Origin of the sequence: Paludisphaera soli, assembly GCF_011064595.1 — a bacterium.
In the GTDB taxonomy this organism is placed as follows: Bacteria; Planctomycetota; Planctomycetia; order Isosphaerales; family Isosphaeraceae; genus Paludisphaera; species Paludisphaera soli.
In genome coordinates this window covers 93,472-112,819 of the sequence record NZ_JAALJI010000001.1, presented here as the reverse complement: position 1 = coordinate 112,819, position 19,348 = coordinate 93,472, and the positions used below count along the sequence as shown (strand labels likewise).

Below are 19,348 nucleotides of genomic sequence, written 5' to 3'. Positions count from 1 at the left end.
ATTCATTCAAGCCACGAGGGCGGGCTCGGTCGGCGCGTCGGGGTCGTCCCCCGGCAGGTCCTCGGCGTCCGAATCCGTCTCGTCGATCACGACTTCCTCCGGCTCGCCGGCCGGGGGGGTGTTGGTGATCGTCACCTTCAGATTGGCCGTGACCCCCAGGATGTCGGGGTCCTTGGGCTCGTCCAGGACGTCGCCGTTCGGCTCATAATAGGGGACGATGACGACCAGGACGACATGGTCCGAAGCGCCGCCGAGATTGACCTTCCGGTGCTGCACCGCGTCGACGCGCCGGCCCTGACTCTCCACGAAGACCTGCGCCGCCCCGACGTCGATCCTCCCCCTCTTGACCGTCACAGTGGCGATGGCCTTCTGAGCCTCGAGGAAGAACTTGACCCCTGCATTCCGCCTTGCCATGAAATCGTTCCTTTCGCGGTAGTTTCGCTCTCGCATCCCGGGGTAGTTCGAGGACGTTCCTCTTCTGTCGGAGCCCCTCACGCATAGAGGTCGATCGGCCCGTCCAACGGGGGGTTGCCGCCCTGGTTCGGGTCGGGGTCGTCGACGATGATGGGCAATTCCTCCTCGTCGTTGGTCCCCTCGGGGGTGTTCTTGATCGTGATCTTGAGCTGGGCGGGCGTGCCCCTAGGGTCCTCGACCTCCTCGCACTCGTCGGTGAAGGCGCCGAGGGCGTTGGCGTACTGGAAGGTGGCGAGCATCAGGCGGAAGGGGCCGGTGCCGCCCGGGTCGACGATCTTCGCCCGCCCCACGCCGACGGACCGCTCCGATCCGTCGGGAAGCTTGGCCAGCATCTGGGCGGTCCTCAGGACTCGAAGCTTGTTCGGGCTCGGGTTCCTCAGCACGCCGATGACGACGATCTTTCGCTGGTTCAGGAAGAACTTGACCGCGACGGGGAGGCTGGCCATGGGATCCCCCTTCTGTTCCTAGCTCCGGTCGACGACGCCGCGAGGGGTACGCGGCTCGCCGGGTCGTCCTTACAAAAGTCTCGTCGCGCTATCTCAGGCCTCTCCCGCCAGCCGCTCGAACTCGGGCTCGTCGAGGATCGTCACGCCGAGGTTGCGGGCCTTCTCCAGCTTGCTGCCCGGATCGGCACCGGCGAGGACGAAGCTGGTCGACTTGGAGACCGAGCCCGTGACCTTGCCGCCCAGGCTCTTGATGAGCGTCTCGGCCTCGTCCCGCGTGCGCTTCGGGAGGGTCCCCGTCAGGACGAACGTCTTGCCGAGGAACGGGAGGTCGGCCGAGGTCGCCGCGACCGGCGTGTAGGGCTGGGGGTCCACCCCGAGCGCCGTCAGCTCGTCGAGCAGGCGCTGGTGGTCGGGGTCCTGGAAGAACTCGTGGACGCTGGCGGCGACCACGGCGCCGATTTCGGGGACCGCCTCCAGCTCGGCGAGGGTCGCGTTCCGCAGCTCGCCAAGGGTGCGGAAGCGGGTCGCCAGGACCTCCGAGGTCCGCACGCCGACGTGTCGGATCGCCAGGCCGTTGATCAGGCGGTCCAGGGTCTTGCGCTTGCTCTGCTCCAGGGCCGTCGTCAGGTTCTCGGCCGACTTTTCGCCCATGCGTTCCAGGTCGGCGAGCGTCGCCGTCTCGAGCCGATAGAGGTCCGGAATGCTGCGGACGAGGTTGCTGGTCACGAGCTGGTCGACGAGCTTGTCGCCGAGGCCTTCGATGTCCAGGGAGTCGCGGTGGGCGTACTGGCGGAGGCGGCGTTCGAGCTGCTTGGAGCAGGCGGAGGGCTTGTTGGAGCAGCGGTAGTCGACCTCCCCCTCGTCGCGGACGACCGGGGCCTCGCAGCTCGGGCAGCGGTCAGGAAACTCGAACGCGACCTCGGCGCCGGTGCGAGCCTCGACCTCGACGCGGACGACCTGGGGGATGATCTCGCCGGCCTTCTGGACGACCACCGTGTCCCCCTCGCGGACGTCCTTGCGGCGGATCTCGTCCGCGTTGTGGAGGGTGGCGCGCTTGACGGTCGTGCCGGCGAGCCGGACCGGCTCCAGCTCGGCGACCGGCGTCAGCTTGCCGGACTTGCCCACCTGCACGGTGATCTTGGTGACCTTCGTGATGGCCTGCTCGGCCTCGTACTTGAACGCGATCGCCCATCGCGGCGACTTGCTCCGCGCCCCCAGGCGGTTGCGCTGGCCGAGGTCGTCGACCTTCACGACGAGGCCGTCGGTCTGGTAGTCCAGCGTGTTCCGGCGGGTCTCCCAGGCCCGGGCGTGCTCGATCACCTCGTCGATCGAGTCGTACCGCGCGACGTGCGGGCTGACGGGGAGGCCCAGGGCCTCCACTCGCTTCAGCACGTCGAAGAACGAGGCCTCGTGGACGCCCCGGTGCTCCCCCAGGCCGTGCCCGATGAACCGCAGCCGACGCTGGGCGCACAGGCGGGGGTCCAGCAGCTTGAGCGAGCCGGCGGTGGAGTTGCGGGGGTTCTCGAACGGCTTCTCGCCGGCCTCCTTGCGGATCGCGTTGAGGCGGGCCAGCTCGGCGTTGGTCATGTAGACCTCGCCCCGGACCTCCAGGATCTCGGGGGCCTCCCCCTTGAGGGTCAGGGGGATCTCGCGGACGGTGCGGAGGTTGGCCGAGACGTCGTCGCCCCGCTCGCCGTCGCCCCGGGTGGCCCCGAGGACGAACCGACCCTTCTCATACCGGACCGAGACGGCGACGCCGTCCACCTTCAGCTCGACGACGTAGCGGACGACCTCGCCGGCGTTGAGCCCGCGACGGACGCGCGCGTCCCACTCGCGGACCTCGTCGAAGCTGTACGTGTTGTCGATCGAGAGCATGGGCGCGGCGTGGACGACCGTCTCGAACTGGGCCAGCGGCGCGCCGCCGACGCGCCGGGTCGGGCTGTCCTCGACGACCAGCTCGGGGTGCTCGGCTTCGATCTCGGTCAGTCGCGCCAGCAGGCGGTCGTACTCGCGGTCGCTGATCTCGGGCGCGGCGTCCAGGTAATAGAGCCGGTTGTGCCGCTCGATCTCGACGCGGAGCGACTCGGCCTCGCGTTTCAGGTCGTCCATGGTCATCGGCTGGGCCTCCGTTCCCCGCCAGTTTATCGGATCGAAGGGCCCTCGACGATCAGGGCGAGGCGCCCGCCGAGCCGACGGCCCGGCCCGACTCTTCGGACGGGGCGGCCTCTGCGGCCTCGATCAGCCTCCGTTCGACGAGGCCCGCGTAATTCAGCAGGGCGTCGCGCATGGCCCGGATCATCTCCAGCGGCTGATTTTCGAACGTGGGCGGCGGCGGCATCTGCGACGGGCCCGTCGGCGCGATGTTCTGCGGCATGCCGGTGAACGGGACGAGCCGCCGGGGGTTGGCGATCCAGTGTTCCAGGTATTCGGGCCGGAAGCGGTTCGCGACCTGGCGAAGCTCCGGGCCGTTGACCACATCAACGCCGCCGCCGTCCGGCCTGTACGGGCCGACGGCGTGGCACTGGATGCACGGCGAGCCGCGGGCGGCCATCATCGAGAAGCCGGCGTCCAGGTAGTTCGGGTGCATTTTCTCCCGCGCGGCGACGTACCCCTGGAGCTGGTGCGGGATCGTCTGATAGGGGAACTCGGCGCCGTCGACCGCCGCGAAGTAGTCGGCCAGCCGTTCGGTCTCGCGGCCGACGCTCCGGTAGTGGTAGCGCGGCATCCGGAGCTGTGCGGCGGGGCGGATCGCGTACGGGTCCTTCAGGTAGAGCGACGCCCAGGGCGTCTGGACCTTGAGCCCCTCGCGGATCAACGGCGGCGGCAATCGGTTCCAGGCCGAGTCGTACGGTTTCCCGGTCTCCTCGGCCTGATGGGCGGCGAACAGCCAGGCGAAGCCGCCGCCGCGCGCCGGCTCGACCTCGACCTTCGTCCGGTCGAACGTGAGCATGTCGCCGACGTGGAAGGTGTAGCCCCGGATGACGACCGGCTTCCAGACCTGCACGCTGACCTCGTCGTCCAGCTCGTCCATCGCCATGCCCTCGACGACCACGGCGGAGCCGTCGTCCGGGTCGACCCGGAGCGAGGCCTCGATGGACTCGTCGTCGAGCTTCGCCGCCGGGTCGTGGGTCGTGGCGACGAGGAGGTCGGGCGAGAAGTCCGAGGCGCGCGCCTTGTACGAGGCCCGCAGGTTGGTGCGGAACGCCGGCAGGGCGTCGGCGACGGCCGTCCCGGCGGGTATGCGGTACTTCGGCATCTCCAGGACGTGGCAGCCGGCGCATTGGTAGCGTTCCAGGATCTTCGCCCCCTCGGCGCGGGCGACCCGCGCCTCGTCGTAATGCGTCCGCGCGACGTAGCGCGGGTGGACGCGCTCGCCGGTCAGGCCGAGGACGAAGGTCATCACCTCCTCGATCGCCTTCGGGTCGTCGGCCCAGGCGAACTCGGGCATCCGCAGCCGGTCGTCCCAGCCCTTGTAGAGCGGATCGCGCTTGAGGTGGTCGAAGCTCCTCGGCCGGTGAAGCTTCTGGAACAGGAAGCCGACGCGGCTGCGACGCGCGATCTGGTCCTGATAGAACGGGTCGACCCCTTCGCGGGCGCCGGAGGCGTCGGCGGGGGCATCGCGGATCAGGTCGTCGACGTGGCCGAAGTCGAGCTGGGCGAGGCTCTTGGCGCCCCAGGCGGTGAGGGCGACGCCGATCGGCTTGGCCTTCTCGAAACCGGGGACGTCGTGGCAGCCGAAGCAGCCCAGGCGGCCGATCGTCTTCTCGCCCAGGAACAGCAGCTTGTCGTCGGCAGGCAGCCCGGCGACGAACGCAGCGACCTCGCCGAGCGAGACGCCGACTGCCTCGCCGCCCTTCTTCCAGCCCCCCTTTTTGACGTACAACCGGACCAGCTCGTCGACGGCGTCGCGGATCGGCGGGGCGTCGGCCGGCGGGGCGTCGACCTTCACGGGCCACCCGCCGGGGACAGACTGGAGCCACGCGGCGACGTCGGCGGCCTCCTGCTCGGTGAGTTGCAGGTCGGGCATGAGGCTGTCGGGGTCGTGGACGCCGGGGTCCTTGAGCCAGCCCGCGAGCCAGGCGCGACCCTGCTCGTCCGACGGGAACTTGGCGGCCACGTTGACCAGGTTCGGCCCCATGGCGGCCTTCGCGTGGTCCCGCGCCGATTCCGGGAAGACGGACGGGTCGAAGGTCTCGTCGGCGACGGGCATGGAGGCCGGGTCGACGGCCTTGCGGTCGCGGAGGGCGACCTCGGCGTCGGGGCCCTCGGTCCGGTACGGGCGGTGCTGATGGCAGGCGAGGCAGCCCTTCCGGAGGAACGTCGACTGGCCGCGATCGGGGTCGGCCTCCTCGTCGGGCCGCTCGGATTCGGCGGGGGGTTCGCTGTTCGCGAGCAGGTAGCGGACCATGCCGTGGACCTCGGCGTCGGCCTTCGGGGCGTCTCCGGGAAGGTCGTCGGCGAGGCCGTAGTAACGCGGCATTCGGGAGTCGGGTCGGAAGGCGTGGGGGTTCTTGATCCACCGAAAGAGCCAGTCGGGGGAGACCTTGGCGGCGATCTTGCGGAGGCTCGGGCCGACCCTCGGCTCGTCGGCGAAGTCGGGCCCGGGGGACTCGCCGCCGATCTCGTGGCAGCCGAAGCAGCCGTAGCGGGCGATCCGTCGCCGCCCGGCCTGGAGCTTCTGGGCCTGGGGGACGTCGGTGACGTCCTGATGGCACTTGAGGCAGCTCGACTCGGCGAACCGCGAAGGCAACATCGGGAAGTCCCAGTGCTCGACGGGCTCCCAGCGGTGCTCGGAGCGCCAGCGGCCGGCCTCGGCGGCGTCGTCGGGCGTGTGCGCGGCGTGCGTGAAGTCGACGGCCGAGCCCTGGCCGCCGTGGCAGATGGTGCAGCCGAACTCGTGGGCCGGATGGGGGCCGTTCGCGTCCAGGTAGAGCCCCGCCCGCATAGCCTTCCCCCTGGCGTCGGCGGCCGTGGCGCCGCGATCGAGCGACGGGTGGGAGGCGAAGACCGGAGGTGTCGGTCGGCCCTCGGGGTCGACGTCGTAGCCGGGGCGGTCGATCCCCTGGTGGCAGGTGGTGCAGCGGTCCTGGCGGGTGACCTCCTTGAAGTTGTAGTCGATGGTGAGCTGCGGCAGGGTGATCTGCTCGATCTTCGTCGGCGGCGCGGCCATGTCGACGCCCGGCAGGCCCCGGAGCCAGGCGAGGAGGCCGAAGTTGCGGGCCTCCTTCTGCTCGATCACGCGGCGGACGCGGTCGACTTCGCGGGTGAGTCGGGCCTGCTCCAGCTTGAGCGACTCGACGTGGCCGCCGAGGGCTTCGCGCTCGGACTGCTTGGTCGCGAGGGCGGCCCGGGCCTCCTGGTCCTCGCGCGCCAGGTCGGCGAGACGGCGCTCGGCCTCGGCGACCTCGGCGTCGAGGAAGTCGCGGGCGCGGCGGGCCTCGCCGCGCTCGATCAGGCCGTCATAGATCGTGCGGAGGCCGTCCAGCTCGGCCTGCTTGAAGCGGCGAGCCTGGCCGGCGGCCTCGGCGCGGCCGCCGAGACGCCCCAGCTCGGCGTCGGCCGCGGCCAGCTCGGACGATCGCCGGCGGGCCTCGGCGTCGGCCTCGCGGATCTTCGCCCGGACCGCGTCGATCTCGGCCCGACTCGACTCGGTGCGGCCGGCGAGCTTCCCGGCCTCGATCGCCCGGAGCTTGGCGGCTTCCAGTCGCTGAAAGTCGCGCTGGATCCGCTTCCACGGGCGGTCGTGGTCGGCCGCGATCATCCAGACGACGGCGGCGAGCAGGCCCACGGAGGCGATCGCGAAGATCCGATGGAGGGTCGGTTGGCTTCGGTAGGTTTCGTCGGAGGCCGGCATGGCGGGGAATCCTTCGATCGGCGGTTCCGCGTCGTCGCGGGCCGGGCGGGTGCCTTCGCGCCCTCGCCTCAGATGTTGAATCCGGGGACGGCGATCAGGTATTTCAGGTTCAAGGTCCAGCGGAGGATCATCTTGAGGGGCAGGCCGGCCATCAGCAGCAGCAGGACGACCGTCACCACGGCCCGGGTGCGGCCGGACCTCGCGGCGTAGTCCTTGAAGGCCGTCCTCAGGAGCAGCGTCGGCAGGGCCACGAGATAGAGGGCCAGGAGGGTGAGGCCGGGCAGCTCGCGGACCAGGGCCCACGAGGGCTTCGCCCGGCCCAGCGCCCGCACCCAGACGAGGTCGGACAGGTCGACGTTGTTGAGCGGGACGACCTTGTGGGGGTCCCAGCGCTCGTAGGGCCCGTAGAAGTTCCAGTTGGGCCCGCGGAGGAACGTCCCCAAGACGATCAGGACGATCCAGAGCACCAGGAACCCGAACTGGAAGACCGCGTACGCGAACGGTCGCGAGGCGATCGTGTAATAGCCCGCGCCGTCCTTGTTCGTGTCGAGGTAGGGGATCGCGCAGAGGCCGACGATGATGAGAACCGGCAAGGCGACGCCGGCCAGCCAGGGGTCGAAGTAGACGAGCATCTCCTGGAGGCCCAGGAAATACCAGGGGGCCTTCGACGGGTTCGGGGCCTCGGTCGCCCGCGCCGGCTGCTCCAGCGGGGCGGGGAGGGCCACGGCCCAGGCGATCAGGAACAGGGTCAGGGCGACCATGCAGATCAGCTCGACGTAGACCAGGTCGGGCCAGGTCAGCACCTTGTCCGGCTCCAGCTCCTCCAGCACGGGGAGCCCGGCCTCGCGGCGTGCGTCGTTGATGACGGCGCGGCGGAGGGCCAGCCAGGTGAACGCGGCCACCAGGACGATCATGCCGACGATCGGCACGTTGTCCGGCCGGGCGACGATCTCGCGGAAGTCGGCGTCGGTGAGGCTCAGGCCGAAGGCGAGGATCGCCCCGTTGGCGATCCCGAACGCGACCAGCCCGCTGGCGAACGCGCGACGGAACGCGAAGAGGCCGGCGAGCAGGAGCGTCGCCCCCAGGAAGAACGAGGTCGGCCCGGCGGCCGAATCGACCGCCGCGCGGACGAAGCCCGGCAGCACCAGCGTGCCGTTGAAGAGATACGTCAGGCCGATCGCCAGGTAGACCACCGCGATCACCGCGGCGACCAGCGACCAGAGCGTGCGATTGATCGGCCCGCCGAGCCCGACCGCCGGGATGTGGTCGTCGAGCGTGGGCCGGCCTTCCCGCTCGTCGGCGTGGACGCCGGACGACGCCCGGACCTCCGCGAAGTGCGCCGAGTCGGCCCCGGCCGCGAGCGCCAGCAGGCCGTTGGCCAGCGCGACGAGCCCGTAGGCCAGCGTCAGGCCGCCCGGCAGGAGGCCGCGGAGCGGGGCCGCGCCGAGGGCCAGGGCGTAGAGCGCGATCGAGGTCGGCGCGAGCCAGGCGGGGGGACGCCGCGTCCGGGGCGAGCAGCCCTCGCGCGAGGCCCCTTCGGAGACCATCTCGTGGTAGGCGAAGCGGCAAGCGGCCGCCGCGTTCAGGGTCGAGGCCAGCAGGTAGTACCAGGCCAGGCCGGCCAGGACGTCGGGGTTGGCGTCTTCGTGCATGTCGCGCTCGCGTTCACGTCACAGGGGGCCGCTGATCCCGCCGTCCTTCCGGACGCGCCAGAAGTGGACCATGATGAGCAGCGACGCGGCCAGCGGGATCGCCACGCAGTGGAGGACGTAGAAGCGGTTGAGCGCCGCCTCGCCGACGCTCGCCCCGCCGAGCATCGCGTACCGGGCGTCCGACGTCGGCGTGATCAGCTTCACGCCGTTGAGCGTCAGGAATCCGGAGCCGGGGCCCTCGACGCCCAGGCCCGGCGTCGCGCTCGCCATGTTCGAGCCGACGGTGATCGCCCAGACGGCGAGCTGGTCCCAGGGCAGCAGGTAGCCGGTGAACGACAGGAGCAGCGTCAGCACCAGGAGCATCACGCCGATGACCCAGTTGAACTCGCGCGGGGGCTTGTAGCTGCCGGTCAGGAAGACCCGGTACATGTGCAGCCAGACGGCGATGACCATGGCGTGGGCCGCCCAGCGGTGAAGCTCTCGGAGCACGCCGAGGGTGGTCACGTCGCGGAGGGCCAGGACGTCGTTGTAGGCGTGCTCCAGCGTCGGCCGGTAGTAGAACATCAGGAGGACGCCGGTGACGACCTCGACGAGGAACAGGAAGAACGTCGCCCCCCCCATGCACCAGGTGTAGCTGAGCGCGATCCCCTGCTTGCGGACGCTGACCGGGTGCACGTGCAGGAAGAAGTTCGACAGCATGACCTGGACCCGGCTGCGACGATCGGTCGGCATCGGGTGGCGGAAGAGGCTCTTCCAGGCCTGCGTCTTCGCGAGGCGTTCCAGGATCGGCATGGGGGTCTCGAAGGCTGGGGGCCGGCTCGGCCGGGGCTAGACGGCGAGGAAGCTGTCGGGGTCGGACCACTGGTCCAGGTCCTTGCGGAACGTCTGGCCCTTGTCCACGACGATCGAGCCGTCGTCGGCGAGGCCGATCTTGTAGCGTTCCAGGGGGCGGGGGGCGGGACCTTCGAAGTTCACGCCGTCCTTGGAGAACCCGCTGCCGTGGCAGGGGCACTTGAACTTCCGCTCGCCGGGGAGCCAGCTCGGCGGGCAGCCCAGGTGGGTGCAGTAGGTCTGCAGGGCATAGAGGACCTCCTGGCCCTTCGGGTCGCGGTCGCGCACGACCCAGAAGCCCCAGCGGTCCTTGAACCGCTCGCTGACCTCGCCCGGCTCGTAATCGGAGGGGAAGCCCAACCGGACCGTGCTGGGGGGCTCGGGGCTGGCGTTGGGGAAGAGGAACCGCAGGACCATCATCGACAGGAGGCCGATCGTCGCGGCCAGCGCCACCCAGGCGATCACGACCCACCACGACGCGTACACGAGCAACCCCCGGCGGTCGACCCGAACCTGAGACCGCGTCGGCCGTTCGAGCGGCGCTTCCGCGACGGCGGCGCGGGCGGCGGGATCGGGCGGGACGAACGTGGCGGGACGGCCCGGGGCCTTCGCGACGGCCGGCGCGGCGGCGGCCTCGGCGGCCTTCCGGGCCCCGGTGCGGCGGAGGGCCTCGGCGAGGTCCTTGGGATCGGTCATCTCGGCCAGCGGCGGCAGGACCCGATCGGCGGAGGCGGTCCGAGGCGCCGCGGGCGGCGCCGTCGCCGGGGCCGGCGTCGTCTCGGCGGCCGCGGGCGACTGGCCGCGCGCGGCGGCGAGCTTGTCCTTGACCGACATCGACTTCGCCGGCGAGGCGGCCTCGGTCGGGGGAGCGTCCGGGGCCGGCCCGGCGGGCGTCGACGCGGCGTCGGATCGCGCGGCCGCGAGCTTGTCCTTGACCGACATCGCCTTTCCGCCCTCGCCGGCGATCGGGGGGGCGGGCGACGCGGATGCGGGAGGGGGCGTCGGCCGGGCCGACCCGCCGGAGCGGGCGGCGGCCAGCTTCTCCTGCATCGAAAGCGGTCTCGCCGACGCCTCGCCGGCCGCCTCCGGCGCGGGCTTCACCGACGCCGGCGGCGGGGCGGACTTCCCGGATCGGGCGGCGGCCAGTTTCTCCTGCAACGACAACCGACCGGGGCCGGACGACTCGGCCGCGGGCGCGGCCGGCGGCGGGGCGGGGGCCGAGGGGGCGGCCGGCTGCTTGCCTCGGGCGGCGGCCAGCTTCTCCTGGAGCGTGAGCCGGGGGGGCGTCCCGCCCGGGAGAGCCTCGACCGGGGCCTTCGCCGTCGGCGCCGCGGCGGTCGAGCCCGTCGCGCGGGCCTCGCGCTCGGCCTGAGCCTTCGCCAGCTTCTCCTGGAGCGTCAGCCGGACTGGCGAGGGCGGGGGACCGGCGGCGCGGGCCTCGCGCTCGGCCTGCGCCTTCGCGAGCTTCTCCTGGAGGGAGAGCCGGGGGCGGGGAGCGCCGGGGCGGACTCCGACATGGGAGACGGGCGTCGGCGCGGGCTGCTCGCTCGGCGACTCGGCGGCCTCGGCGACCGGGGAGGGGGTGGGGCCTCCGCCGCGGGCGGCTTGCAAGATCTCCTGGACGCTCGGTCGTTTCGCCATCGTTCGTTTCCGGCCTATCTGGCTCGAATCACCGTCGCGGTCATGGGTCGACCTCGGCCCTCGCCGCGGCGGTCGAGGCGTGGGCTCGCCGCGAGGCTCTCGGGGCGTCGAGGACGTCCCCGAGAGGGGGGAGTCGGCCTGCTTGGGGGGGCCTCGTCGTCGAGGGCCCTGGGTCGGAATCTCGCAATCCCGACGACCGGTCCCTGGCGGCAAGCGGGGGCCGCCGGGGCCGACTCCGAGCGACCGCGAACCCCCGCCGTACGCCCCCGAATCGCCGTGTCGCGGCGGGGGCGTCGGACGAACACCAGCCTAGCACCGGAGGCCCTGGCGTTCAACTCCGCAGCGGCCGGGCGGGGCCGGCCGGGCGGCGGCTCACTTCATCGCGCTGTAGTCGGTCGGTTCGAGGAAGACGGACTCGACCTTCTCGACGAGGCGGCCGGCCTTCTCGCTCTCGGCCTTGGCCTTCTGCCACTCAGGGTCCTCGCCGAAGGCCTTCCAGGTCTTGGTCGCGGCCTCGCGGCTGGGAAAGGCGACGAGGTAGACGAGGGTCTTCGCCTTGCCGTCCTTGTCGTCCTGGGGCGTCCAGAAGCCGACCAGCTCGGCCCCGTGCTTCTTGAGGAGAGCGCAGGTGTGGTCGCGGAACCGCTTGTGGAGGTCCGCGAGCTTGCCGTCGGGGGTGTGGTAGGTCCGCAGCTCGAAGACCCGGGCCGGTTCGTCGGCGGCGACGGTCGCGGCGGTCCCGAACAGGAGCAGGGCGGCGGTCAGGGGGCGTAGCATCGCGGTCGTCTCCGGGGACGGACGAGGGGGGGGAGAGGGTCGGGTCGGGCCTCACGCCGAGTCGAGCGCCTCCAGGAGGGTGGAGACCTCGCGGAGCCGCTCGGACAGGTAGGTGCGGATCTCCTCGCTGGTGGAGAGCTGCATGACGTGGTGGGCGAACCTCTCGGCCTGCGCGGTGGTGACCGAGGAGATCAGGGCCTTGACCTGGGGGATGAACGCCGGGCTCATGCTGAAGCGGCGCAGGCCCATCCCGAAGAGGACCAGGGCCGAGCGCGACTGGCCGGCCATCTCGCCGCAGACGGTCACCGGGGTCCCGGTGCGCTGGCAGGCCTCGAGCACCATGTGGATCACGCGGAAGATGGACGGGCTCAGGGGCTCGCAGAGGTGGGCGACCTTGGGATTGTCGCGGTCGGCGGCGACCAGGTACTGGATCAGGTCGTTGGAGCCGATCGAGATGAAGTCGGTCTCGCGGAGCAGGGCGTCGATGCAGACGGCGGCGGCGGGGACCTCGACCATCACGCCGGTCTTGACGTCCTCGGCGAACGGAACGCCCTCGCGCTTGAGGTTGCTGCGGGCCTCCTTGACCATCGTGTTGAGCCGCCGCAGCTCCTCCACGGTGGTGATCATCGGGAAGAGCATCGAGACCTTGCCGTGCCGGCCGGCGCGGAGGATCGCGCGGATCTGCGTGACCAGGAGCTTGGGGTTCTCGAAGAAGATGCGGACCGACCGCCATCCCATGAACGGGTTGGGCTCGTTGCGACGGCCGAGGTAGGGGACGGTCTTGTCGCCGCCGAGGTCCAGGGTGCGGATCGTGGCGGTCTTGTTCGGCGAGTTCAGGACGATCTGGCGGTAGTACTCGTACTGCTCCTCCTCGCCCGGGACGTCGTGGTGGGTGAGGAAGAGGTACTCGGTCCGGAAGAGGCCGACCCCGGAGGCGCCCACGGTCTCGGCGGCGTTGGCGTCGGCCACGTTGTTGATGTTGGCCAGCAACTCGATCTGGGTGCCGTCGCAGCTCACCGCGGGCTGGTCGCGGTTGGCGACCAGGCTGTCCTTGAAGTTGAAGAACTCGCGCTGGACCTTGCGGTAGGCGGCGGTGGCCTCGCGGTCGGGGCGGACGATGACGTGGCCCTCGCGGCCGTCGACGACCATCAGGTCGCCGGCCACGACGTCGTTCATGATCCCCTCGACGCCCGAGACGGCCGGGATGCCGCGGCTCCTCGCCAGGATCGCGGCGTGGCTGGTCGAGCCGCCGATCTCGGTGACGATGGCGGCGATCGGCAGGTCGCCCAGGTTCATCGCCTGGCTGGGGAGGATCTCGTGGGCGACGAGGATGACCGGCTCCTCGCCGGGGTGCGAGTCGATCGAGCCGTTGCCGTTGTCGGCGGAGCCCGGCTTGTGGGTCAGGTGCGAGCCGATCCGGGTCATCACGTCGCGGACGTCGGTGATCCGCTCGCGGAAGTATTCGTGGTCGATCCGGGCGAACTGCGCCGCGTAGGCGTTCATCACGACCTGCAGGGCGGAGAACGCGGTCAGCTTCTGCTTCTGGATCCCCGCGTGCACGCGGGCGCCCAGCTCGGGGTCGTTGACGATCTGCAGGTGCGACTTGAAGATCTCGGCCGCCGGCGTCCCCAGCTCCAGGGCGATCCGCTGGACGAAGGTCTCCAGCTCGGCGGCGGTGTCTTCCACCGCGCGGTCGAACCGGGCGATCTCGTCGGGGATCCGCGCCGGGTCGTCGAGCGTCTGCGGCTCGCCGGAGCCGAGGACCGACTCCACCCGATAGGCCACGCCCACCACCACGCCAGGGCTGACACCGATGCCTTTATGCATAGCCGAATCGTCGTCCCGTCCCGGTTGGTGTCCCTGGGTCCGCCGCTTCGAGGCCCACGTCCTACCCGCTTAATTGAGCGAAACCCGGTCCAGGACGGGTCGCCGGGGTTCTCCGGACGCGGCCTCCGCGACGGGCGCGATCCAACGCCCCCTCTAGGGTAGGGATTCCCCCGTCGGGCGTCCAGTACCGATCGCCGGACGTCGCCAGGCCCCCGATCGCCTGGCGAGACCTGGCGGGCCCCGCCGATCCGGCTCGGTGGATCTCCGGGCGCTTCCAACGGGTCCCCGCGAACTTAATAATAAGGAGTCGTCCCAGAAGAATCGCGCGACGGGGGCGAAGACCACGACGGGCGGACGCCGCCGGCGCGGCTCGTCGCCCTTCCGCCGACGCGACGTCGCACCTCGCTCGATCGCCGACCCATCCGGATTCCCACGCGGAGCGCCAGCCATGTCTCAGGCCGAGGGTTTGAAGCGCGTCTTCGGGATCGACCTGGGGACGACCTATTCGGTCATCTCGTACGTCGACGAGCACGGCAAGGCGGTCGTGGTGCCGAACCAGGAGAGCGAGCGGATCACCCCCTCCGTCGTCCTGTTCGACGGCGAGTCGGTGATCGTGGGCGACACGGCCAAGGAGTCGGCCAAGGTGGAGCCCCACCGGGTCGTCGCGCGGGTGAAGCAGCACATGGGCGACCCCAATTTCGTCTTCGAGAGCGAGGGGAAGACCTACAACGCCGAGGACGTCTCGTCGTTCATCCTCCGCAAGGTCGTCGGCGACGCCGAGGTCGCCCTGGGCGAGCCGATTACCGACGTCGTCATCACCTGCCCGGCCTACTTCGGCACCCCCGAGCGCGAGGCCACCGCCAACGCCGGCCGCCTCGCCGGACTGAACGTCCGCGCCGTTTTGAACGAGCCCACCGCCGCCGCGATCGCCTACGGGCTGGAGCAGGCGTCGGACCAGACGGTGCTCGTCTACGACCTGGGGGGCGGCACGTTCGACGTCACCATGATCGAGATCAAGGACCGGCTGATCCGCGTCGTCTGCACCGGCGGCGACCACCGCCTGGGCGGCGCGCTCTGGGACGAGGCCGTGGTCATGTACCTGGCCGAGCAGTTCCGCGAGCAGACCGGCGAGGAGTCCGACCCGCTCGACGACCCCGAGGTCCTCAACGACCTGACCCTCCAGGCCGAGCGCGGCAAGAAGACCCTCTCCCAGCGCGACAAGGCCCCGTTCCGCGTGACCCACGCCGGCAAGCAGGCCCGCGTCGAGCTGGACCGGGCGAAGTTCGAGGAGGTCACGAAGCACCTGCTCGACCGCACGATCGAGCTGACCCGCGAGATGCTGGAGGACGCCCGCGCCAAGGGCTCCGCGGCCTTCGACAAGATCATCCTCGTCGGCGGCGCCACCCGCATGCCCCAGGTCCGCGACCGGATCGTCGCCGAGTTCAACGTCGAGCCCGAGACCTACGACCCCGACGAGGCCGTCGCCAAGGGCGCGGCGCTCTACGGGCTGAAGGAGTCGCTCCAGCAGGGGGTGCAGGGGATCCTCGCCGCCGACGCCGGGGCGGGCGGATCGGCCGACGACGACCGGGCCCCGATCGACCTGGCCGAGGTGCCGGAGGCGGAGGTGGCCGAGGCCCTCGACCGCCTGGAACGCCAACTCGGCTTCACGCTCACCGGCCCGGTCCGCGAGCTGGTCGGCACGAAGATCGTCAACGTGCTGTCCAAGAGCCTGGGCGTCGTCGCGCTCGACGACGCGCGCAAGGAGGTCGTCGTCTATCTCCTCCCGCGCAACACCGAGGTCCCCTTCGAACGCTCGACCGACTTCGGCACCGACGCCGACAACCAGGCGGCCGTCGACATCCGCGTGATGTCCGGCGAGCGCGACAGCCCGGAGCCGGCCGACTGCCAGGAGGTCGGCGTGGCGACCCTGAACCTCCCCGAGCGGCTCCCAGCCCACAGCCCGATCCGCGTCAAGTTCACCATCACCCGCGACGGCCGCCTGAACGTCTCGGCCGTCGACCTCACCGCCGGCGGCGCCATCGAGGTCGACTTCCAGACCGAGGCCGTCTCCGACTCCGAAGCCGTCGAGGAACGCTCCACGGCCCTGCGGCTGCTGACGGTGTCGTGACGACCGACGGCGTCGGGGGCGATGGGGGCGATGGGGGCGACGATCATGTCCACGGTGGCTCGAAAAACGGATGCCGGCTCACGATCGCGGGAGGACGGCGGCCGGCTCGTCCTGGGAGGCGTCTCCTGGGAGCAGTACGCATCGCTCCTGGAGCTTTTCGCCGATCGACGGCTTCGCATCACCTTCGACCGCGGGACGCTCGAACTCATGACGCCGCTCTCGATCCATGAACGTTACAAAATGCTCATCGGAAGGATGATCGATGTCATGACTATGGAGTGGGGCGTGCGGGTCGTCGCGATGGGCTCGACGACGCTCCGTCGCGAGGACGCCCGGCGCGGGCTGGAACCGGATCAATGCTACTACTTCGGAAACGCCGGCAAGGTCGCCGACTGGTCGCGCGTCGACCTGGACGTCGATCCGCCCCTCGACCTCGCGGTCGAGATCGACGTCACGAGCGATTCGTCCCTTCGCATAGGCGTTTACGCCGGTCTGAAGATCCCCGAAATCTGGCGGTTCGACGGCGAGCGTCTTCAGGTCCTCCGGCTGGTCGGCGAATCTTATCAGGCCGTCGATGCGAGTCTCGCTCTCCCGCTCGCGCCTCTCGCTGAGATCCCGCGTTTCCTCCAGAGGCATATGCTGGGCAACGACACGGCCTGGACGCTCGACTTCCGGTCCTGGCTTCGCGAGAACGTCCAGCACCCCGAGGAGGGCTGATCGATGGCCGCGTTCGTGGGGATCGACCTGGGGACGACGAACTCGGTCGTGGCGCGGCGGAACGCGTACGGGCGGCCGGAGGTGGTCGCGAACCGCGAGGGGGCGAACATCACGCCGTCGGTGATCTACTTCGGCGTCGACCCGCCGGCGGTGGGGCAGGAGGCGAAGGAGTGGGCCCGGCTGGGCGACTCCGAGATCGCCAGCTTCTTCAAGCCCCACATGGGGAGCCCGCTGTATCAGCTGGAATTCCACGGCAAGCCCTACTCGGCCGCCGACCTCTCCGCCCTGGTCCTCAAGAGGCTGAAGGAGGACGCCGAGGCCGCGATGGGCGAGGAGGTCGACCGCGCGGTGATCACCGTGCCGGCCTACTTCGGCGACGCCCAGCGCAAGGCGACGATCGCCGCCGGCGAGGCGGCCGGGCTCCGCGTCATGCGGATCGTCAACGAGCCGACCGCCGCGAGCCTCGCATACGGCCTCAACCGCTCCCAGGACGGGGACGAGACGGTCCTGATCTACGACCTCGGCGGCGGCACGTTCGACGTCACCGTCGCGCGGATCACGCCGGCGGACGTGGCCGTGCTCGCCACGGCCGGCGACCACGACCTGGGCGGCAAGAACTGGGACGACCGCATCGCCACGTTCCTGGCCGAGAAGTTCGCCGACGAGACCGGCTTCGACCCGCTCGACGACCCCGTCGCCCTGAACGAGGTCCTCATCCGCAGCGAGCAGGCGAAATGGACCCTCTCGGAGCGGAGCGCCGCCCGCGTGACCCTCCAGCTCGGCGCCGAGCGGAAGACGTTCGAGGTCACCCGCGACGAGTTCGAGGCCATGACCGCGCCGCTCATGGACCGCACGCGGAGGCTCACCGAGGAGGCGCTCGGCGAGGCCGGCCTCTCGTGGCACCGGCTCGACGGCGTCCTGCTCGTCGGCGGCTCCACCCGCATGCCGATGGTGCGGACGTACGTCGCGAAGATGGCCGGCAAGGCCCCCCGGACCGGCGTGAACGTCGACGAGGTCGTCGCCCTGGGCGCGGCCGTCCAGGCGGCGATGGAGGCCGGCGAGACCATCGGCGACGCCCTGCCGAAGTTCACGCTCGGCATGGGCGCGAGCCCCCCGCCGGCCCGCCGCGTGATCGACGTGATGTCGCACAGCCTGGGCGTCGTCGCCGTCTCGGCCGACGGCTCGGCCTACGTCAACGACGTCGTCATCCGCCGCAACCTGGCGATCCCCGCCGAAGACGTGCGCACTTATCTGCATGCGACCCATGGCGGCGAGAACGCGAAGCTGGAAGTCTACCTGACCCAGGGCGAGAGCGCCGCGCCGCTCGACTGCACGATCCTCGGCAAGTACGTCTTCCACGGCATCGCCGCGACCGACGCCGAGGTCGCGGTGGACGTCGGCCTCTCGTACGACGCCGACGGCGTGGTCCAGGTCCGCGCCACCCAGCGCGACAGCGGGCACCGATTGTCGATGACCGTCGAGCCCGTGCCGGACGATTTGTCGTGGCTCGCCGGCCCGCCGCGGACCGTCGCGGAGGACTCGATCGGCGGCAAGATCCGCGTCATGCTGCTGGTCGACTGCTCGTCCAGCATGATGGGCGACCCGCTGATCGAGGCCCAGAACGCGGCGCGCGAGTTCCTCGACCGCTGCGACTTCACCACGATGGAGGTCGGCCTGATCTCGTTCGCGACGATCGTGGCCCTGCAGGCCCCCGCGACCAGCAACGTCCGACGCGTGCACGCGGCGATCCACCGCCTGGAGGCCGAGGGGAGCACGAACCTCTCGGACGCCCTGGAGCTGGCCCGAGGCGAACTGGTGGCCGACGACGCCCGTCGCTATATCGTCCTGCTGACCGACGGCTATCCCGACGCCGCCGAGAGCGCGGTGGAGCAGGCCGAGGCCGCTCGGGCGCAGGGGATCGAGGTCGTGGCGATCGGCATGGGCTCGGCCGATCGCGAGTACCTGAGCCGGCTCGCCAGCAGCGAGGCCGCGTCGATCTTCGTCAAGGGGGGCGAGCTGGTGCAGACCTTCGGCCACATCGCCCGCGTGATCGCCGAGGGGGGCCGCTCCTTGAGGGTCCTGAGCCGATGAGCGCCGCATCGACCGCGAAGGCGCACGTCATGGCCGAGGCCGCCCGGACCGGCCGGATCGGGGCGAGCGCCCGGCAGGCTTACGACCTGGCGCTGGCGGGCGCGCTCGGCGGGCTGTTCGGGCTCTACCTCTACGTCGAGACGGTGGAGGCGAAATCGGTCTACGTCCGCGACGCCTGGGCCGGCGCGATCCTCGGCGGCGCGATCGGCTTCTTCCTCAACGCCTGGGGCCCGCTGCGCGACGGATCGTGGCGACGGATGGCCCGCGCCGCGGCGAGGGCCACGCCGGCCTCGGCGGTCGGCGGGGCCGTCGGCCTGGTGCTCGGCGAGTTCGTCATCGGCGCCTTCCAGGGGGGGTTGCTGGGGCGGGCGGCGTCGTGGACGGTGCTGGGCCTGGGGATCGGGCTGGGGCAGGGGATCGCCGACCGTTCGTTCCAGCGGCTGACGTTCGGGCTGATCGGCGGCGGGCTCGGCGGCTTCATCGGCGGGCTCTGCTTCGAGGCCCTCCGCATCGCGCTGGGGAACCGCTACGACCTCAGCCAGGCGCTCGGCGTGGTGATCCTCGGCGGCGGGCTGGGGCTGTTCCTGGCCCTGGTCGAGCAGGCCCTTCGGCGGGCCTGGGTCCAGGTCGCCAGCGGCCGGCAGGAGGGGCGGATCTACCTCCTGGCCCGTCCGACCTGCCGGCTGGGGCTCGACGAGAAGGCCGACGTGGGGATCTTCGGCGACCCGGCCGTCGAGCGGGCCCACGCCGAGATCGTCCGCTCGGGCGACGGCTACGTCCTTCGCAACCTCTCGCGTTCGGGCGCGACCCGCGTCAACGGGGCCCCCTGCGCCGGCGACCGCCGATTGGGCGACGGCGACCGGATCGAGCTGGGGAAGACCTCCCTGATCTTTCGACGGCGATAAGGAAC

At 71.0% G+C, this 19,348-nt stretch carries 13 protein-coding genes; 4 read left to right on the top strand and 9 right to left on the bottom strand.

What is annotated here, in order from left to right; all coding sequences use genetic code 11:
- Window positions 1-6: 6 nt before the first annotated feature.
- The 9 genes from G6O68_RS00410 to ptsP form a co-directional block, all read right to left on the bottom strand.
- Window positions 7-414 carry a hypothetical protein gene (locus G6O68_RS00410; RefSeq protein WP_165243656.1) on the bottom strand — a complete coding sequence of 136 codons (408 nt, stop codon included), beginning with the start codon at window positions 412-414 and terminating at the stop codon, window positions 7-9.
- Between the two features lie 77 nt (window positions 415-491).
- Window positions 492-920, bottom strand: a complete 429-nt coding sequence (locus G6O68_RS00405; RefSeq protein WP_165243654.1) for a hypothetical protein — start codon at window positions 918-920, stop codon at window positions 492-494.
- 93 nt (window positions 921-1,013) lie between these two features.
- Window positions 1,014-3,035: an NAD-dependent DNA ligase LigA gene (gene ligA / locus G6O68_RS00400; protein ID WP_165243652.1), complete on the bottom strand. Its 2,022-nt coding sequence runs from the start codon at window positions 3,033-3,035 to the stop codon at window positions 1,014-1,016.
- Between the two features lie 52 nt (window positions 3,036-3,087).
- The gene (locus G6O68_RS00395; RefSeq protein ID WP_165243650.1) at window positions 3,088-6,774 is read right to left on the bottom strand and encodes a c-type cytochrome; all 3,687 of its coding nucleotides are present in this window, start codon (window positions 6,772-6,774) and stop codon (window positions 3,088-3,090) included.
- 68 nt (window positions 6,775-6,842) lie between these two features.
- The gene (locus G6O68_RS00390) at window positions 6,843-8,426 is read right to left on the bottom strand and encodes a hypothetical protein (protein ID WP_165243647.1); all 1,584 of its coding nucleotides are present in this window, start codon (window positions 8,424-8,426) and stop codon (window positions 6,843-6,845) included.
- A gap of 18 nt (window positions 8,427-8,444) precedes the next feature.
- On the bottom strand, window positions 8,445-9,218 hold the full coding sequence (locus G6O68_RS00385) for a cytochrome b N-terminal domain-containing protein (protein WP_165243645.1): 774 nt from the start codon (window positions 9,216-9,218) through the stop codon (window positions 8,445-8,447).
- 36 nt (window positions 9,219-9,254) lie between these two features.
- Window positions 9,255-10,898, bottom strand: coding sequence for a Rieske 2Fe-2S domain-containing protein (locus tag G6O68_RS32270; protein WP_206107974.1), 1,644 nt, complete (start codon window positions 10,896-10,898; stop codon window positions 9,255-9,257).
- Window positions 10,899-11,270: 372 nt separating this feature from the next.
- The gene (locus G6O68_RS00375) at window positions 11,271-11,675 is read right to left on the bottom strand and encodes an NIPSNAP family protein (protein ID WP_165243643.1); all 405 of its coding nucleotides are present in this window, start codon (window positions 11,673-11,675) and stop codon (window positions 11,271-11,273) included.
- A gap of 51 nt (window positions 11,676-11,726) precedes the next feature.
- Complete coding sequence (ptsP, locus tag G6O68_RS00370) at window positions 11,727-13,502, bottom strand: phosphoenolpyruvate--protein phosphotransferase (RefSeq protein WP_165243641.1); 1,776 nt, start codon at window positions 13,500-13,502, stop codon at window positions 11,727-11,729.
- 448 nt (window positions 13,503-13,950) lie between these two features.
- Between ptsP and G6O68_RS00365 the strand changes: the two genes are divergently transcribed.
- Genes G6O68_RS00365 through G6O68_RS00350 form a run of 4 tightly spaced genes read left to right on the top strand, consistent with a single transcriptional unit; the run spans window position 13,951 to window position 19,343 of the window.
- Window positions 13,951-15,630: an Hsp70 family protein gene (locus G6O68_RS00365; protein ID WP_165243639.1), complete on the top strand. Its 1,680-nt coding sequence runs from the start codon at window positions 13,951-13,953 to the stop codon at window positions 15,628-15,630.
- Between the two features lie 54 nt (window positions 15,631-15,684).
- On the top strand, window positions 15,685-16,347 hold the full coding sequence (locus tag G6O68_RS00360) for a Uma2 family endonuclease (RefSeq protein WP_165243637.1): 663 nt from the start codon (window positions 15,685-15,687) through the stop codon (window positions 16,345-16,347).
- A 3-nt stretch (window positions 16,348-16,350) separates the two neighbouring features.
- Window positions 16,351-18,438 carry an Hsp70 family protein gene (locus G6O68_RS00355; RefSeq protein WP_165243634.1) on the top strand — a complete coding sequence of 696 codons (2,088 nt, stop codon included), beginning with the start codon at window positions 16,351-16,353 and terminating at the stop codon, window positions 18,436-18,438.
- Window positions 18,435-19,343 carry an FHA domain-containing protein gene (locus tag G6O68_RS00350; protein ID WP_240910876.1) on the top strand — a complete coding sequence of 303 codons (909 nt, stop codon included), beginning with the start codon at window positions 18,435-18,437 and terminating at the stop codon, window positions 19,341-19,343. The genes G6O68_RS00355 and G6O68_RS00350 overlap by 4 nt, the downstream gene beginning before the upstream one ends.
- Window positions 19,344-19,348 lie beyond the last annotated feature (5 nt).

Excerpts from the sequence above, each read along its gene's own strand:
- G6O68_RS00350 (WP_240910876.1), top strand. The coding sequence starts at position 18,435 with ATGAGCGCCGCATCGACCGCGAAGGCGCACGTCATGGCCGAGGCCGCC.
- G6O68_RS32270 (WP_206107974.1), bottom strand. The coding sequence starts at position 10,898 with ATGGCGAAACGACCGAGCGTCCAGGAGATCTTGCAAGCCGCCCGCGGC.
- G6O68_RS00365 (WP_165243639.1), top strand. The coding sequence starts at position 13,951 with ATGTCTCAGGCCGAGGGTTTGAAGCGCGTCTTCGGGATCGACCTGGGG.
- G6O68_RS00390 (WP_165243647.1), bottom strand. The coding sequence starts at position 8,426 with ATGCACGAAGACGCCAACCCCGACGTCCTGGCCGGCCTGGCCTGGTAC.
- G6O68_RS00375 (WP_165243643.1), bottom strand. The coding sequence starts at position 11,675 with ATGCTACGCCCCCTGACCGCCGCCCTGCTCCTGTTCGGGACCGCCGCG.
- ligA (WP_165243652.1), bottom strand. The coding sequence starts at position 3,035 with ATGACCATGGACGACCTGAAACGCGAGGCCGAGTCGCTCCGCGTCGAG.
- G6O68_RS00355 (WP_165243634.1), top strand. The coding sequence starts at position 16,351 with ATGGCCGCGTTCGTGGGGATCGACCTGGGGACGACGAACTCGGTCGTG.
- G6O68_RS00410 (WP_165243656.1), bottom strand. The coding sequence starts at position 414 with ATGGCAAGGCGGAATGCAGGGGTCAAGTTCTTCCTCGAGGCTCAGAAG.
- G6O68_RS00395 (WP_165243650.1), bottom strand. The coding sequence starts at position 6,774 with ATGCCGGCCTCCGACGAAACCTACCGAAGCCAACCGACCCTCCATCGG.
- G6O68_RS00405 (WP_165243654.1), bottom strand. The coding sequence starts at position 920 with ATGGCCAGCCTCCCCGTCGCGGTCAAGTTCTTCCTGAACCAGCGAAAG.
- G6O68_RS00385 (WP_165243645.1), bottom strand. The coding sequence starts at position 9,218 with ATGCCGATCCTGGAACGCCTCGCGAAGACGCAGGCCTGGAAGAGCCTC.
- ptsP (WP_165243641.1), bottom strand. The coding sequence starts at position 13,502 with ATGCATAAAGGCATCGGTGTCAGCCCTGGCGTGGTGGTGGGCGTGGCC.